The organism is Rubrivivax sp. A210 (assembly GCF_904426505.1).
Taxonomy (GTDB): domain Bacteria; phylum Pseudomonadota; class Gammaproteobacteria; order Burkholderiales; family Burkholderiaceae_C; genus Rubrivivax.
In genome coordinates this window covers 157,652-173,344 of the sequence record NZ_CAJGBN010000045.1, presented here as the reverse complement: position 1 = coordinate 173,344, position 15,693 = coordinate 157,652, and the positions used below count along the sequence as shown (strand labels likewise).

The following is a 15,693-nucleotide window of genomic DNA, read 5'->3' as shown; positions in this document are numbered from 1 at the left end:
TTTGCCCCGGCAATGCGGGGCAACGATGAGGCGGTGCTCACAATGTCCTCACGATGCGGATGTCCAATGGACACCTCACGACACCCCGGCTTCCCATGCGTCTGCGCCTTGTCCACACCCTGTCCCTGACCTTGCTGGCCTTCGCCGGCCTGGCCGTGCTGGCCCTGGGCGGCCTGACGGCCTGGAATCTGCGCAACGGCTTCGGCAACTACCTGGCAGCGCGCGACGTCGCGCACCTGGAGCGCTTCGCCGGTGTGGTGGGCGCGGCCGCCGCACGACCGGGCGGCTTGCCCGACTTGCTGCAGGGCCGGCTCGACCTTCGCACCTTGCTGGACGAACTGAATCCCCCGCCGCTGAGCCTGCCAGGCCTGCCTGCCCCGCAAGACCGACGTCCGCCGCCAGGGCCCGACTCCGACCCGTTTCCGGACCGGGTTCAGGTGGTCGCTCTGGATGGCCGGGTGCTGGCGGGGTCACCGCTGTCGGCCGGCAGGGGCGGCGCCGGCCCGGTCGTCGAGCGCCCGGTGCGCGTCAACGGCGAAGTGGTGGCGCTGGCCCGCATGCGGCCGAAGCCGCTGGTGCGTGACGGCGGAGAGGCGCGCTTCCTGCACGACCAGTACCGCGTCATCGCGGCCGGCTCGCTGGGGCTCATGGCGCTGGCACTGCTCACGGCGGCCTTGCTGGCGCGCCGCTGGACGCGCCCGCTGGCCGCCGTGCAGGACGCCACGCAACGCCTGGCCCGTGGCGAATTGACGGTGCGCCTGCCGGCCGGGCCTGACCTGGCCGACCGCAGCGACGAGATCGGCGACGTGGTGCGCAACGTCAATCGCATGGCCGAAGGACTGCAACGCCTGGAAGGCGCCCGTCGGCGCTGGCTGGCCGACATCTCGCACGAATTGCGCACGCCGCTGACCGTGCTGCGCGGCGACATTGAAGCGCTGCAAGACGGCGTGCGGCCGCTGCGGCTTGAAGCCATCGGCGTGCTGCACGACGAGGTGCTGCGCATCGGCAAGCTGGTCGACGACCTGCACCTGCTGGCGACGTCAGACCTGCAGGCGCTGCCTTGCCACTTTGCGCCCACCGATGCGCTGGAACTGCTGCAGCGTGTGGCCCGCCGCTTCGAAGGCCGGGCCCGCGCGGCCGGGCTGAGCGTCAGCCTGCAAGGGCCTGCTGCCCCACAAACGCCAGCAGTGCCGGTGACTTGGGACGCCGACCGCGTAGAGCAATTGCTGGCCAACCTGATGGAAAACAGCCTGCGCTACACCGACGCGCCGGGCCAGATCCGCATCGGACTGCAACAGGCCGGCGACGAAGTGAAGCTGGTCGTGGAAGACAGCGCTCCCGGCGTGCCTGCCGACCAGTGGCCGCAACTCTTCGAGCCGCTGTACCGCGGCGACGCGGCGCGCGCGCGCCTGCATGGCGGCAGCGGCCTGGGTCTGGCGATTTGCGAGGCCATCGCGCGGGCGCATGGCGGCCAACTGCGTGCCTCGGCCTCGACGCTGGGCGGCCTGCGCATCACCGTGACTTTGCCGCTGAACGGGGGGGCTCCAACCGCAACGCAGCCGCAAGCCGACGCCGATGCAGGCGCCCGCCCATGAACGCCGCACGCCGCATCCTGGTGGTGGAAGACGACACGCGCATCTCGCAGCTTCTGCTCGACTACCTGCGCAACGACGGCCACCAGGCGCAGGCGCTGGCCGACGGCGAACTGGCGCTGTCCGAGATCCGCCATGCGCCGCCGGACTTGCTCATCCTGGACCTGATGCTGCCGGGGCTGGATGGCGTGAGCCTTTGCCGAGCCGTGCGCCAGTTCAGCGCCGTGCCCATCCTGATGCTGACTGCGCGGGTGGATGAACTCGACCGCCTGCTGGGCCTGAACAGTGGCGCCGACGACTATGTCTGCAAGCCCTTCAGCCCGCGCGAGGTGATGGCCCGCGTGCAGGCCCTGCTGCGCCGCGCCGAAGGCCGCGTGGCCGCCGCGCCGCGCCCCTGGACCATCGACGACGCCGGCCTGCGCATGGCCTGGCGCGGCCAGTGGCTGCAGCTGACGCCGCTGGAATTCCGCATGCTGCGGCAGTTGCTGAGCCAGCCGGGGCGGGTGTTCTCACGCGCCCAATTGTTGGACAGCGCCCATGGCGACCTGCGCGACGTGAGCGACCGCGCCATCGACACGCATGTGAAAAACCTGCGGCGAAAGCTGCAGTCGGTGCGCGCCGATGACGACTGCATCGCCTCGGTCTACGGCGTGGGCTATCGCTTCGACCCGCCGGCAGCGTGAGATCGGATCGCGGCTGTCCCAACCCATGCCCGGTCAACGACTTGCAGCGGTCTCGCCGCGCAGGCATCACGGAGGTCCGATGGCTTGAACCGGACGGTCCAGAGCACCCGCTCCTGGTCGTCAGCACCAGTTCGTGACCTTCGGATGCAGTCGTTCAGCCGCTTCATATTCCACCCACCATGTCGCACCCGCGAACGAATGCTGTCGCCAGGCCGTGACTTCTCGACAGCATCGGCGGCGTGAACTCCTCTGCGCTCAGGGATGCAGCGTGATACCGCGGAACCCCTGCGCAGACATCGGCCGGTCCTTGCACGCCCTGCCGTTGGTCACGACGCCGCCGTCGTCGCTCAGGATCTGCAAGCCGCCGCCGCCACTCGGCAGATCGAACAGCGCCTCGGGCCTGAGGCCGACAAGTTCGCTGCTGTCGACGATCTGCGGCGCGTCTTTCGACTGGCCCGACCAGCGGTACAGCCTGAACGCACCGGCGTCGGATGCCGGCCCGGCGACTATCCAGTAACCACGGCCGTCAAGGGCGCGCTCGATGCTGCGAACTCCACGGCCGCGCAGTTCGAGCAGGATCGGCTCGCCGAAACGTGCCTTGCGCCCAGACACGGTCCCAACGAGCTCTGCGGGGTTGAGCAACGGCACCAGCAGCGCCCGACCGTTTGGCACCGGGTTGCGGAATCCAACCAGCAGGCTGCCATCGGGCATCGCCGCCAGCCCTTCGATGTTCAGTCCGCCGGGCGCCTCGGGCGCGAGCTGCGCTGCCTCGCCGAGACGCAGACCCGCCAACGTCTGCGCGGCGGCCAAGTCGTCGAGCAGACCGCGGTAAGGCTTTCCCGCCGGGGTTACGCCCGGCTGCGCACCCGGATCGATATCGGTGGCGAAGAAACGCTGCCTGTCGGGCCGCAGCTTGCCCTTGCTGTTGCGGCCATGCGAGGCGATCCAGTAAATGCGCCTGCCGACGGCCGCCGCGGCCTCGAGGTCCGACTCCTTGTCGCCGGTGCCGAGGAAGGCGGCGAGCGGCGCCTCGCCCACGTGCTCCGGCCGCCCGTGCCTGTAGACGCGCAACGTGTTGTCCTCGTCGCCGGCGACGACGAAATGAGCAGCGTCCAGGGCTACGGCGGCCGAGGCATCGCATGGTCCGCGGTAGGTCATGACGGCGGAGGCGGGTGCGCCCGGCGCGGCGCCGGCGAACAGCATCAGCGCGAGGGCCGACAACGACGAAGAAGCGTGTGGCAATCGCATGCCATTCCTTACTGTTGGGACCGGCGCCCGGGGGATCGACATGACACACCGGGCGCCACCGTATTGGGATGCGTGGCCGGGCTTCGTGTCAATGCCGCGTGCAGCTCAGTCGAAGCAACCATCTCAGTGCCGACGCGCAGCGGCAGGTGGGTTGCTGTGGCATCCGGAAGACGAGGGTCCTTTGGCACTCTTCTTGAAAGTCACCAGGCGGAACGGGCCTACTTGGCTGCCCGTGCTTCCTCGCCCGGCAACTCGGCGGGCGACCCTGATGCTCCGACTGTGGCCCGCAGCAGCGCTTGGGGAGCGGAACGTGTAACAGCCCGGGGGAGTGCCTCAAATCCTGGACAGGTCTTAATGTCTCTGGACAACTTTTATTGTCAGAGAACAACAGGCGGGCAGCCCGCCTCGCCCTACTCCACCGTCACGCTCTTGGCCAGGTTGCGCGGCTTGTCGACGTCGGTGCCGCGTGCGCAGGCCGTGTGGTAGGCCAGCAGTTGCAGCGGCACGACGTGCAGGATGGGGCTGAGCGCGCCGTAGTGCTCGGGCATGCGGATGACGTGAACGCCGGGCTCGTTCTCGATCTGGGTGTCGCCGTCGGCGAAGACATACAACTGGCCGCCGCGTGCGCGCACTTCCTGCAGGTTGCTCTTGAGCTTTTCCAGCAGCGCGTCGTTGGGCGCCACCGTCACCACCGGCATCTGGTCGGTCACCAACGCCAGCGGGCCGTGCTTGAGCTCGCCGGCCGGGTAGGCCTCGGCGTGGATGTAGCTGATCTCCTTGAGCTTGAGCGCGCCTTCCAGCGCGATGGGGTAGTGCAGGCCGCGCCCCAGGAAGAGGGCGTTTTCCTTGCGCGCGAAGTCCTCGCTCCAGGCAATGACCTGCGGCTCCAGCGCCAGCACCGCCTGCAGCGCCACCGGCAGATGGCGCAGCGCCTTCAGCTCCGCGGCTTCCTGCGCATCGCTGAGGCGGCCGCGCACCTGGGCCAGGGCCAGGGTCAGCAGGTACAACGCCGCCAGCTGGGTGCTGAAGGCCTTGGTGCTGGCCACGCCGATCTCGACCCCGGCACGCGTGATGTAGGCCAGCTCGCATTCGCGCACCATGGCGCTGGTGGCCACGTTGCAGATGGTCAGCGTGTGCTTCATGCCCAGGCTGCGCGCGTGCTTCAGCGCCGCCAGCGTGTCGGCGGTCTCGCCGCTCTGGCTGATGGTGACGACCAGGGTGCGCGGGTCGGGCACGCTGTCGCGGTAGCGGTATTCGCTGGCGATCTCCACCGCTGTGGGTATGGCGGCGATGCTCTCCAGCCAGTACTTGGCCGTCATGCCGCTGTAGGAGCTGGTGCCGCAGGCCAGGATGAGCACGCGGTCGATCTCCTTGAAGATGCGGTGGGCGCCGTCGCCAAAGAGCTCGGGGCTGATGCCCTCGACGCCTTCCAGCGTGTCGGCCAGCGCGCGAGGCTGCTCGAAGATCTCCTTTTGCATGTAGTGCCGGTAAGGGCCCAGCTCGGCGGCGCCGCTGTGGGCGTGTACCGTGCGCACCACTCGCTCGCGCGGCAGGTAGCGCGCCTCGGGGCCGGGAGCCTCGGCCGAGGTGATCCAGTAGCGGCCCAGTTGCAGGTCGACGACGTCGCCCTCTTCCAGGTAGACGATCTGGTCGGTCACGCCGGCCAGGGCCATGGCGTCGGAGGCGAGGAAGTTCTCTCCGGCCGCGGCCGTGCCCACGCCCAGCACCAGCGGCGAGCCGTGGCGCGCACCCACCACGCGCAGCGGCTCGTCGCGGCAGAACACCGCCACCGCATAGGCGCCGCGCAGGCGCGGCAGCGCGCGCTGCACGGCCTCGAGCAGATCACCGTCGTAGAGGCTGTGGACCAGGTGGGCGATGACCTCGGTGTCGGTCTGGCTGGCGAACACATAGCCGCGCTGGCGCAGTTCGGCGCGCAGCTCGTCGTGGTTCTCGATGATGCCGTTGTGAACCAGCGCGATCTTGCCGCTGGCCGCCGCGGCGGCGCCCGGGCCGGCCGAGAAGTGAGGATGGGCGTTGTGTACCGCCGGCGCGCCGTGCGTGGCCCAGCGCGTGTGCGCGATGCCGGTGCTGGCACCAATGCCCTCGGCAGCGACATTGACCTCCAGCTCGGCCACGCGCGAGGTGCTGCGCGCTCGCCGCAGTTCGCCGCCCTGGTGTACGGCCACGCCGCAGCTGTCATAGCCGCGGTACTCGAGCCGCTTCAGGCCTTCAATGAGGATGGGAACGATGTTGCGGGTGCTGACGGCGCCGACGATGCCACACATGGGAGAACTCTCCTTCCAGACGGGATGGCGAATCCTAGGCCAGGCGAGGCGGTGAAAAATTTCATTCAATACGCAATCGTGAAGGAATTTCCACTCGCCGCAGGCTGATGAAATATTTGCTTTTGTTCTACAAACATTTAGTTCAAACTTTTCATCATGGAATTCGACGCCACCGACCTGCGCCTGCTTGATCTGCTGCAGGCCGACGCCTCGCTGTCCAACCAGGAACTGGCCGAGCGCGCCCTGACCTCGCCCGCGACGGCGCTGCGCCGGGTGCGGCGGCTGGTGGAGGAAGGGGTGATCACGCGAAGGGTGGCGTTGCTTGATCCGCAGCGCCTGGGCGCGGGTCTCACGGCGCTGGTCGAGATCACGCTCGACCGCCAGGGCGCCGAGCACCTCGACGCCTTCGAGCAGCGCGCCGTGGCCGATGCCGCCGTGCAGCAGTGCTGGCGCGTCTCACCCGGGCCGGACTTCGTGTTGGTGCTCCAGGTGCGCGACATGGCGGCCTACCACGCGCTGGTTCAGCGCCTGTTCACGCAGGACGCCAATGTGCGCAACGTGAAGGCCTTCTTCAGCGTCAAGCGGGCGAAGTTCGAGCCGCGCGTCGACCTGCAGGGCCTAGCCGGCCCGGCCTGAGGCCTTTTCTTCAGCCGTGACGGCGGCGCAGCGCCACCACGGCCATGCCGGCCAGCAGCAGGGCGTAGGGCGCGGGTTCGGGCACCGGGCTGAGCGCGAGCACGTAGCCAATGTCCTGGAACGAGGCCAGCGTGGTGGCGCTCAAATAGGCGGGTGTATTGAGCCAGCCGGTCATCAGTTCGCGGCGCATGTCGCGGCCCTGCGGGTCGATGAGGCCCGTATTGCCTGTGCCATTGTCGACCTCGTTCCAGTGGCTATTGGCGGTGCCTGGACTGCCACCGAGTTCAACCGGCACGAAGGTCGCGCCGGGCTGGTTGTACTCGACGCGATAGGCCGCCAACGCATGGGCGCCGGTGTACTGGCCACTGCCGTCGACATAGACATTGTTCAGATCCCACACGGTGCCGAAGCCTATGGTGTGGGCCATCTCGTGGCGGATGACGTCGGTGAAGGAGCCGGCCGCAATCATGCTGTCGATGTCGGCGGTGTCGAACTGCATCACCCCATCGGTGGCATAGGCGTAGCCCCCGGAAAAGACCCCGCCGGTCGGGCCGGCGCTGCCAAGCACACCGCCGACGCCGTCGATGGCCTGGCCCGAGGCGTCGATGACCAGGCCGCCCAGCGTGGCGCTGCCCACGTAGCCCGTGATCACGCCTTCCCAGAAGGATTTCGCGGCCGTGAAATAGGACTCCTGCGTCGCCGTCAACCCGGTGAAGGAGAGATTGATGGTGAACGCGGCCTGCGCGCCGGCCGAGGCCGCGCACAGGGCGGCGATGGCGATCAGCTTGGGAGTGAACTTCATGGTCGGTCGCTTATTGGAGTTGTGGCAGGGGGTGCAGTTGGGCTGGATTCTCGCCCGCCTCACCCTGCGCGGGGCGCAAGAAATGCCGGTCTGCGCGCCTTTGTCCCACCCCGAACAAGGGGGTCGACGAGTCTGCTCCGCACTCCTGGCAAAAGGCTCCGCCCGCCCCTGCCAGGCGCAGGCCTCGAGACACGCTCAGTACTTGAGCAGCGCCAGGCCCTTCAGATACTCGCCTTCCGGAAAAACCAGGGTCGTCGGGTGGTCGCAGGCACCTTCGAGGCGCTGCAGGATGGCGCCATCGACGCCGGCATCATGGGCCGCACCGGCGACGATCTTGTGGAACAGCTCGGCCCCAATGCCGCCGCTGCAGCTGAAGGTGAGCAGCAGGCCGCCGGGCTGCAGCAGCTTGAGCGCGAGCCGGTTGATGTCCTTGTAGGCGCGGCTGGCGCGCTCGGCATGGGCCGCGGTGGGCGCGAACTTGGGCGGGTCGAGCACGATGGCGTCGAAGACGCGGCCCTCCTTGAGGCTGTCGCGCAGGTACTGGTTGACGTCGCCGTCCACGCCCTCGCCGCGCGCCGCGTCGAAACCGTTGAGCGCCAGATGCTCGCGCACGCGCGCAATGGCCGGCGCCGACGAGTCGACGCTCACCACCTGCTCGGCCCCGCCTGAGAGCGCCGCCACCGTGAAGCCGCCGGTGTAGCAATAGCAGTTGAGCACGCGCTTCAAGCCGAACTGGCGCACCCAGCGCGCGAAGGCGGCGCGGTTGTCGCGCTGGTCGAGGTAGAAGCCGGTCTTGTGGCCGCTGGCCACGTCCAGTGTCAGGCGCCAGTCGTGCTCGGAAATCGTGCACTCGGTTTCGCCCCCATCGCCCACGGGCTGGCGCAGCCAGCCGGTCTGCGGCGTGAGGCCTTCGAGCCCGCGCACGCCGGAATCTGAGCGCTCATAAAGCCGCTGCAGGCCCGTGGCGGCGAGCAGTGCGTCGGCGATCACTCCCTTCCAGCGCTCGGTGCCGGCACAGAGGAATTGCGCGCTCAGCAAATCGCCATAGCGGTCGACGATCAGGCCCGGCAGGCCGTCGGCCTCGCCATGCACCAGGCGCACGCCGCTGCTCGCGATGGGCAGGCGGGCGCGCAGTGCCACGGCGCGTGCAATGCGACGGGCGAAGAAGTCGGCGTCGATGCGCTCGCCCTCGTCGAAGCTCCAGGCGCGCACGCGGATCATCGAGCTCGGGCTGTAGGCGCCCCAGGCGAGAAAGCGGCCCTCGGCGGACTCGATGCGCACCGTCTCGCCGGCATCGGCCTTGCCGCGCGCCACGCTGCCCTGAAAGACCCAGGGATGGCGGCGCAGCAGCGAGCGCTCTTTTCCCTCGTGCAGACGGATGGATTTCATGCGCCGATTGTCTCAGCGCACCGCCGCTTCACTTGCGGCGGGCGCGCGGGTGGGCCGCGTCGTAGACCTTGGCCAGGTGCTGGTGGTCGAGCTTGGTATAGACCTGGGTCGTGGCGATGCTGGCGTGGCCCAGCAGCTCCTGCACTGCGCGCAGGTCGCCACTGCTTTGCAGCAGGTGACTGGCATAGCTGTGGCGCAGCATGTGGGGGTGTACACGCGTGGGCAGGCCGGCCTGGCGGGCCTGTTCGCGCAGGCGGTTGCGCAGCTGGTTGGTACACAGCCGCGTGCCGCGGCGGCTGACGAAGAGCGCGGCCTCCTCCAGGTGCGCCAGCGTGGGCCGCAGCGCCAGCCATTCGCGCAGCGCATTGATCGCCGCGCCGCCCATCGGCAGGCTTCGCCACTTGCCGCCCTTGCCCAGTACCTGGGCGCTGGCATCGTCGAGATCGACCCAGCCGCGCGCCTGCGTGCCGGCCTGCACGTCCAGCCCGGTCAGCTCGGCCACGCGCAGGCCGCAGCCGTAGAGCAGTTCGGTGATGGCACGGTCGCGCGCCATCAATGCGGCATCGCCGGGCACGCCCTCGTGCTCGGCCAGCGCCACGGCGTGCTCGACCGAGAGCGCCTTGGGCAGCGGCTTGGCCGCCTTGGGCGGGCGCAGGCCGTCCACCGGGTTGGCTTCCACCAGGCCCTGTCGCCCCCACCAGCGGTAGAGCCCGCGCCAGGCCGCCAGCGCGATGGCGATGCTGCGCGGCGCCAGACCCCGGCCGCGCAATTGCGCCACCCAGCCGCGCAGGTGGTGGGGGCGTGCCGTGCGCAGTTCGACGCCGGCAGCCAGCGCCGCGGCCTCCAAGCCGGCCAGCGCCTCGGTGTAGAGGGTGAGCGTGCGGGCCGCCAGCCGGCGCTCGACGCGCAGGTGGTCGAGAAAGGCCTGGACCTCCGCGCCCGGCGCGGCCATGGCGTCAGGCCGGCGTGCGCAACCGCGACAGTGCGGCGCCGGCGATCTCGCCCACGCGCTGCAGGAAGTCAGTGCCCATGTCGGCGGCATAGCGCGTCGGGTCGGGCGAGCCCAGCACCAACAGGCCGAAGCTGGTGTCGCCGTGGCGCAGCGGAATCATCGCCAGCGACATCACGGCCGACGGTTCGGCGAACCAGCGCGCCGCCTCGAAGCCGGCGTTGACGCCGCAATAGGGCACGGTCAGGCTGGCGGTGAAGCTCTGCACATCGCTGCTGGCCGGCTGCGCCCAGGGCTCGGCAGCCAGGGCCTCGCCCAGGCCCCACAGGCGGATGGCGGCCTGGGGAATCATGAACTCGTGCTGCAGCGACTCGACCAGCCGCGCCGGCAGCTCGCGCGCATCGGCGGTGAGCAGGACGCTGCGCGTGCAGCGGTGCAGGCGGTCGGCGATGGCCAGGTTCTCCTGGCCGTGGCGGATCATCTCGACGATGCGCATCTCCAGGCCCTTGATGCGCTCGCGCAGCATTTCCATCTGCCGCTCCTGCAGTGAGACGGCGCGCTGGCCGTGCGGGCTGGTCAGGTGGACGCTGGCCAGCAGGTCGGCATGGCGCTCGAAGAAGCCGGGCGTGTTGGCCAGGTAGTTGGCGATGTCGGCCTCGGTGATGCCATGGACGCCGGTTGACGGCCCAGTGGGGTTGCTCACAGTTCGATCTCTCCTTCAAAGACGGTTTGCGCCGGGCCGGTCATCAGCACGCTGGCCTCAAGGGCAGGCCATTCGATGAGCAGATCGCCGCCGCGCGCATGCAGCTCGACACGCCGGTCGAGCCAGCCCAGGCGGATGCCAGCCACCACGGCGGCGCAGGCGCCGGTGCCGCAGGCCAGGGTCTCGCCGGCATCGCGCTCGTGTACGCGCAGCCGCACCTCGCCGCGCGACAGCACCTGCAGAAAGCCGACGTTGACGTGACGGGCAAAGCGCGCGTGGGTCTCGATGCGCGGCCCCAGGTCGGCCACGGCCGCAGCGTCGACATCGGCCACGCGCAGCACCGCATGCGGGTTGCCCATAGACAGCACGGCCAGTTCGACGCCATCCACCCCTTCCAGAGGCCACAGCTCGAAGCCGCTGATTTCGTCGGGCAGGCGCCGCGGCGCCAGGCCGCTGGCGTCGAAGGGGATGCGGTCATGGTCGAAGACCGGGCGGTTCATGTCCACGGTGACGCGGCCGTCGGGTTGGAGCTGCAACTCGAGCAGGTTGTTGACGGTTTCGACGCGCACCCGCGTCTTGTCGGTGAGGCCGTGCTCATGCACGTAGCGCACGAAGCAGCGCGCGCCATTGCCGCAGTGCTCGACCTCGTCGCCGCTGGCACCGTTGAAGATGCGGTAGCGGAAATCGACGCCGGGCGTGGTGCTGCGTTCGACCGCCAGGATCTGGTCGGCGCCGACGCCGAAGCGGCGGTCGCCCAGGCGCTGCAGTTGCGCCGGCGTCAGCGCCAGGGGCGTGCGCGTGCCGTCGAGCACGACGAAGTCGTTGCCCGCGCCCTGCATCTTGGTGAACCGTAGCCGCATGGGCGCGATTGTCACGCGTAGAACGGAGGCTCGCCCGGCGGCCTCGTCTTGAAGCGCTTGTGTACCCACAGGTACTGTGCCGGCAGCGCGCGGATCTGCTGCTCGATCCAGGCGTTCATGCGCGCCGCGTCGGCCTCGGCGTCGTCGCTGGGCCAATCGCTCCAGGGTTCGAGGAACCGCACGCGCCAGCCCTGGCCGCCGGGCAGGATCTCGGCCACCACCGGCTGCACCACCATGGCCAGGCTGCGCGCCAGCCGCGAGGGCGCCAGCAGCGTGGCCGCCGGGTGGCCGAAGAAGGGCACGAAGGCGGCGTCACGCAGGCCGAAGTCCATGTCCGACGGGTTGAAGAAGGCGCTGCCCCGCTTGATGGCGCGCACCATGGGCAGGGCGCTTTGCTGGCGCGTGAACATGTCGGCCAGGCCGAAGCGGCCTCGCCCGCGCAGCAGCGCGGCGTCGAGCACGCCATTGCTCTGCGCGGTGTAGACATTGCAGACGCGCCGTGTCTGGAAGAGCTGGGTCGCCGCACCGGCCACGTCGACGGCCAGGAAGTGCGGCACCAGCCACATCACCGGGCGCTCGCTGCGTTCGGCCAGGTGGACGTCGCCCTCGACCCTGATCAGCCGCTCGAGCCGCGCCCGGCTTGCATACCAGAGCAGGCCACGCTCAAGCAGGCTGCGCGCCAGCCACTGGAAATGCTCGCGCACCAGCGCCTGCTGGGCCGCCGCCGACAGCTCGGGCAGGCAGAGCGCGACATTGCGCAGCGCCACGCGCCGCCTGCCGTGGGCCAGCGCGTGCATCAGCCGGCCCAGCGCCCGCCCCAGCGCCGCCTGCAGGCCCAGCGGCAGCAGGTGGAGCAGCCAGACCAGCGCCAGCAGCAGGCGCGCCGCGATGTTCATGCGGAATCGACCTGGCGCGGCGACTTGTAGCGGTGGTAGCCCCACAGATACTGGGTCGGGCTGCGGGCGATCACCGCCTCCATCGAGCGGTTGATGGCGGTGGCCGCGGCGCGCGTCCATTCGTCCTCGTCCAGGCCCTCGCGCGCCGGCAACGGCTGCGCCAAGGGCGCCAGCTCGATGCGGTAGCCGGCGCCGCGCGGCAGGCGCACGGCCCAGATCAGGCACACCGAAGCGCCGGTCTGCAGCACCAGGCGCGCCGCCAGCGTCATGGTGTAGGCCGGCTTGCCGAAGAAGGGCGCCCACACGCCCATGCCGTGGGGCGGCACCTGGTCGGGCAGCAGGCCCACGGTCTCGCCGCGCTTGAGAGCCCGCAGCATCAGCCTCACCCCGGCCAGGTTGGCCGGCACCGGCACCATCGCGTCGCGGGCGCGGGCGGTTTCCTCCAGCTCGCGCAGCCAGGCCTGGCGCGCCGGGCGGTACAGCACGGTCATGGGCTTGATGGCACCGAAGCGCTCGGCATAGCCCTGGCCGGCGACCTCGAAACAGCCCAGGTGCGGCGTCAGCAGCACCAGGCCGCGGCCCTGTGCCAGCAGTTCCTCCACCAGCTCGGCGCCCTGCCACTGCACCGGATCGGCAATGGGCTGGCTGCGCGGGCGCAGCCACAGGCGCGGCAGCTCCATGTAGAGCCGTCCGGCCTCGGCCACGCTGGCGCGAAGGTCGGCCTCGCTCACGCCAGCCAGGGCCGCGTTGTCGCGCAGGCGATGGCGGTAGCCGGCCGACAACAGATAGGCCGTCCAGCCCAGCGCCCCGCCCAGCGCGTGCAAAAAGCGCAGAGATCGTCGCGACAGCCAGAGCAGGACCGGATTCATGCTTCGTATAATCCCTGAGTCGCCGAGTTAAAGGACAACTTGCGGGGCGATGGGTGGATGCCAAGGATAACGAGGCCCACCGGGTGATCCGCCAGAGCCGTTGTGTTCAGGCCGCACTCAACAAATCCGCTAAAGCGTTCGCCGCGGCTCCAGAGCATCTGACCAGCGACGACGCGAAGTCAGCAATTGCAATCCAAAGGAGCCTCCGTGGCGAACGACTTCCTCTTCACCTCCGAATCCGTGTCTGAAGGCCATCCCGACAAGGTGGCCGACCAAATCTCCGACGCCATCCTCGACGCAATCTTCAAGGAAGATCCGCGCAGCCGCGTCGCCGCCGAGACCCTGTGCAACACCGGCCTAGTGGTGCTGGCGGGCGAGATCACCACCAACGCCCACGTCGACTACATCCAGGTCGCCCGCGACACCATCAAGCGCATCGGCTACGACAACACCGAGTACGGCATCGACTACAAGGGCTGCGCGGTGATGGTCTGCTACGACAAGCAGAGCAACGACATCGCCCAGGGCGTGGACCACGCCAGCGACGACCACCTCAACACTGGCGCCGGCGACCAGGGCCTGATGTTCGGCTACGCCTGCGACGAGACGCCCGAGCTGATGCCGGCGCCCATCTACTACGCCCACCGCCTGGTGGAGCGCCAGGCCCAGTTGCGCAAGGACGGCCGCCTGCCCTTCCTGCGCCCCGACGCCAAGAGCCAGGTGACGATGCGCTATGTGGACGGCAAGCCGCACAGCATCGACACCGTGGTGCTGAGCAGCCAGCACGCGCCCGAGTACAGCCTGGGCCACAAGATGACCGACGCCTTCTACGAGGCGGTGCGCGAGGAAATCATCAAGCCGGTGCTGCCCAAGGAATTCCTGACGGCCGACACCAAGTACCTGATCAACCCGACCGGCCGCTTCGTCGTCGGCGGCCCCCAGGGCGACTGCGGCCTCACCGGCCGCAAGATCATCGTCGACACCTATGGCGGCGCCTGCCCGCATGGCGGCGGCGCCTTCAGCGGCAAGGACCCGTCCAAGGTCGACCGCTCGGCCGCCTACGCGGCCCGCTACGTGGCCAAGAACGTGGTCGCCGCCGGCCTGGCCAAGCAGTGCCAGGTGCAGGTGGCCTACGCCATCGGCGTGGCCCGGCCCATGAACATCACGGTCTACACCGAAGGCACGGGCAAGCTCAGCGACGAGCGCCTCTCGGCCATCGTGGCCCAGGTCTTCGACCTGCGCCCCAAGGGCATCATCCAGATGCTGGACCTGCTGCGCCCCATCTACGAGAAGACCGCCGCCTACGGCCACTTCGGGCGTGAAGAGCCGGAATTCAGCTGGGAAAGAACCGACAAGGTCGACGCGCTCCGCGCGGCCGCGGGGCTGTAACCCCCCGGGCGAAGCGAACTTGTCGGTTCTGGGGCAAAGCTCATATCGCGCAGCGATGTGAGCGTAGACCAACGTACCGACAAGGTCGACGCGCCGAAGGCAGCCGCCGGTCTGTTAAGCCAGCGTCCGCGTCGGGCGGACACTTGTCGAGCGGGCGCCAACGGGCGCCCGTTGTCGTTCTCAGGCCGCCGGCACACGTCTCATCGCGCGCCGCCGTCAGTTCCAGTTCCACCGCGGCCAGCCGCGCAGATGCGGTCGCAGCACAGCATGGACATTGCCGGCAATGGTGACTTGTGCCTCGGTGGCACCGGTCATTGCAAGCACTTCGCACCGCACGAACTCATGCATCACGGTCTGCGCAGCGACCCAGGCCAGGCACTCGTCGGCATTCATGGGCCACTCAATGGCGGCATGTCCCTAGGCGGGCCTCCGGCTTCTGTCTCGGGCGCAGTCCTGGGCGCGGCCGCCCCCGCGCGGGGGCGGCCGCGCCGGTGCGCGCCTTGAGCGGGATCAAGGCCAACCCGGCAAGTCCTGGCCACCGCAGCGGCGGCGCCCGCGACAATAATTGCCGGCGCCAGCCCAGGCTTGGGCCACGCCCACCCTGCCCTCATCCAAGGAGTACCGAGATGCAACGCCGTCACCTCGTCCAGGCCGCCGCCGCACTGGCCGCCGCCACCGCCACTGCCGCCAGCGCCCAGGTCAAGCCCAAGGCCGAGGCCAAGCCGGCCCAGGGCATGGGCGAGCACGCCCACCACGGTGCCCACCACGGCAGCGGCAAGCACGCCGCGCTCATGCGCTCGGCCTCGCACTGCCTGATGACCGGCGAGGTCTGCCTGCAGCACTGCCTGGTGCTGCTGGGCGAGGGCGACAAGAGCATGGCCGCCTGCGCGAAGTCGGTCAACGAACTGATCGCGATCTGCACCGCGCTGCGCTCGCTGGCAGCGCAAGAGTCCCCGCTGCTGCCGCGCATGGCCAAGCTGGCGATGGATTCCTGTCTCGCCTGCGAGAAGGAATGCCGCAAGCAGGACAAGCACAAGGAATGCGTGGACTGCGGCGATGCCTGCAAGGAATGCGCCGACGAGTGCCGCAAGATCGCGGCCTGATCTTCCTCCCCCTCGGCGTCGGAGGTCGACGAATCAGGCCGGGGCACCGGCGCGCCCGTTCAGGCCATGGGCCGGGGCGCAGGGAGGCCACTTGCGGATGAAGTCCTGCGCCTGCCAGGAAGGCGGTGGATTGGGTTGGCGCAATTGAACACGCGGGGCTAGCGGCTGAGCTAGACCGCGCGGAGCCGCGAGAGACCGCCTGGATACGTTCCCCCCTAGGGTGGAAGCCCTCGGTTGTGCAACTCGCCGCGGGCCGTCAAGATCAGCCCGCGTCGGCGACTCCGCACAC

The 15,693-nt window shown here is 69.4% G+C and carries 15 protein-coding genes; 5 read left to right on the top strand and 10 right to left on the bottom strand.

Going from position 1 to position 15,693, the window contains the following annotated elements:
* The first annotated feature begins 95 nt into the window (after positions 1-95).
* The gene (locus tag JMV16_RS19010) at positions 96-1,595 is read left to right on the top strand and encodes an ATP-binding protein (RefSeq protein ID WP_201495865.1); all 1,500 of its coding nucleotides are present in this window, start codon (positions 96-98) and stop codon (positions 1,593-1,595) included.
* Complete coding sequence (locus tag JMV16_RS19005; RefSeq protein WP_201495864.1) at positions 1,592-2,275, top strand: response regulator; 684 nt, start codon at positions 1,592-1,594, stop codon at positions 2,273-2,275. Before JMV16_RS19010 ends, JMV16_RS19005 begins: the two co-directional genes overlap by 4 nt.
* A 255-nt stretch (positions 2,276-2,530) precedes the next feature.
* Here JMV16_RS19005 and JMV16_RS19000 read toward each other — a convergent pair whose 3' ends face one another.
* Both JMV16_RS19000 and glmS read right to left on the bottom strand, forming a co-directional pair.
* Positions 2,531-3,523 (bottom strand): DUF3616 domain-containing protein, encoded by a 993-nt coding sequence (locus tag JMV16_RS19000; protein WP_201495863.1) that lies wholly within the window; start codon positions 3,521-3,523, stop codon positions 2,531-2,533.
* A 410-nt stretch (positions 3,524-3,933) separates the two neighbouring features.
* Entirely contained in the window at positions 3,934-5,808 is a 1,875-nt protein-coding gene (gene glmS / locus JMV16_RS18995; RefSeq protein WP_201495862.1) for a glutamine--fructose-6-phosphate transaminase (isomerizing), read from the bottom strand.
* A 156-nt stretch (positions 5,809-5,964) separates the two neighbouring features.
* Here glmS and JMV16_RS18990 point away from each other — a divergent pair, with 156 nt between their 5' ends.
* A complete protein-coding gene (locus JMV16_RS18990) occupies positions 5,965-6,444 on the top strand; it encodes an Lrp/AsnC family transcriptional regulator (RefSeq protein ID WP_201495861.1) in 480 nt (159 codons plus the stop codon).
* A gap of 10 nt (positions 6,445-6,454) precedes the next feature.
* On the opposite strand, the gene JMV16_RS18985 is transcribed toward JMV16_RS18990, so the two are convergent.
* The 7 genes from JMV16_RS18985 to JMV16_RS18955 form a co-directional block, all read right to left on the bottom strand.
* Positions 6,455-7,246, bottom strand: coding sequence for a leishmanolysin-related zinc metalloendopeptidase (locus JMV16_RS18985; RefSeq protein ID WP_201496028.1), 792 nt, complete (start codon positions 7,244-7,246; stop codon positions 6,455-6,457).
* A gap of 195 nt (positions 7,247-7,441) precedes the next feature.
* On the bottom strand, positions 7,442-8,635 hold the full coding sequence (locus tag JMV16_RS18980) for a class I SAM-dependent rRNA methyltransferase (protein WP_201495860.1): 1,194 nt from the start codon (positions 8,633-8,635) through the stop codon (positions 7,442-7,444).
* A gap of 28 nt (positions 8,636-8,663) precedes the next feature.
* Positions 8,664-9,587 carry a tyrosine recombinase XerC gene (locus JMV16_RS18975; protein ID WP_201495859.1) on the bottom strand — a complete coding sequence of 308 codons (924 nt, stop codon included), beginning with the start codon at positions 9,585-9,587 and terminating at the stop codon, positions 8,664-8,666.
* A 4-nt stretch (positions 9,588-9,591) separates the two neighbouring features.
* Positions 9,592-10,287, bottom strand: coding sequence for a DUF484 family protein (locus tag JMV16_RS18970; protein WP_201495858.1), 696 nt, complete (start codon positions 10,285-10,287; stop codon positions 9,592-9,594).
* Positions 10,284-11,147 (bottom strand): diaminopimelate epimerase, encoded by an 864-nt coding sequence (gene dapF / locus JMV16_RS18965; protein WP_201495857.1) that lies wholly within the window; start codon positions 11,145-11,147, stop codon positions 10,284-10,286. The genes JMV16_RS18970 and dapF overlap by 4 nt, the downstream gene beginning before the upstream one ends.
* An 11-nt stretch (positions 11,148-11,158) precedes the next feature.
* Complete coding sequence (locus JMV16_RS18960; RefSeq protein ID WP_201495856.1) at positions 11,159-12,043, bottom strand: lipid A biosynthesis acyltransferase; 885 nt, start codon at positions 12,041-12,043, stop codon at positions 11,159-11,161.
* Positions 12,040-12,912, bottom strand: a complete 873-nt coding sequence (locus tag JMV16_RS18955; RefSeq protein WP_201495855.1) for a lysophospholipid acyltransferase family protein — start codon at positions 12,910-12,912, stop codon at positions 12,040-12,042. Before JMV16_RS18955 ends, JMV16_RS18960 begins: the two co-directional genes overlap by 4 nt.
* A 207-nt stretch (positions 12,913-13,119) precedes the next feature.
* Between JMV16_RS18955 and metK the strand changes: the two genes are divergently transcribed.
* The gene (gene metK / locus JMV16_RS18950; protein WP_201495854.1) at positions 13,120-14,301 is read left to right on the top strand and encodes a methionine adenosyltransferase; all 1,182 of its coding nucleotides are present in this window, start codon (positions 13,120-13,122) and stop codon (positions 14,299-14,301) included.
* A 216-nt stretch (positions 14,302-14,517) separates the two neighbouring features.
* On the opposite strand, the gene JMV16_RS18945 is transcribed toward metK, so the two are convergent.
* A complete protein-coding gene (locus JMV16_RS18945; protein ID WP_201495853.1) occupies positions 14,518-14,694 on the bottom strand; it encodes a hypothetical protein in 177 nt (58 codons plus the stop codon).
* A 233-nt stretch (positions 14,695-14,927) separates the two neighbouring features.
* Here JMV16_RS18945 and JMV16_RS18940 point away from each other — a divergent pair, with 233 nt between their 5' ends.
* A complete protein-coding gene (locus JMV16_RS18940; protein WP_201495852.1) occupies positions 14,928-15,404 on the top strand; it encodes a four-helix bundle copper-binding protein in 477 nt (158 codons plus the stop codon).
* Positions 15,405-15,693: the final 289 nt, after the last annotated feature.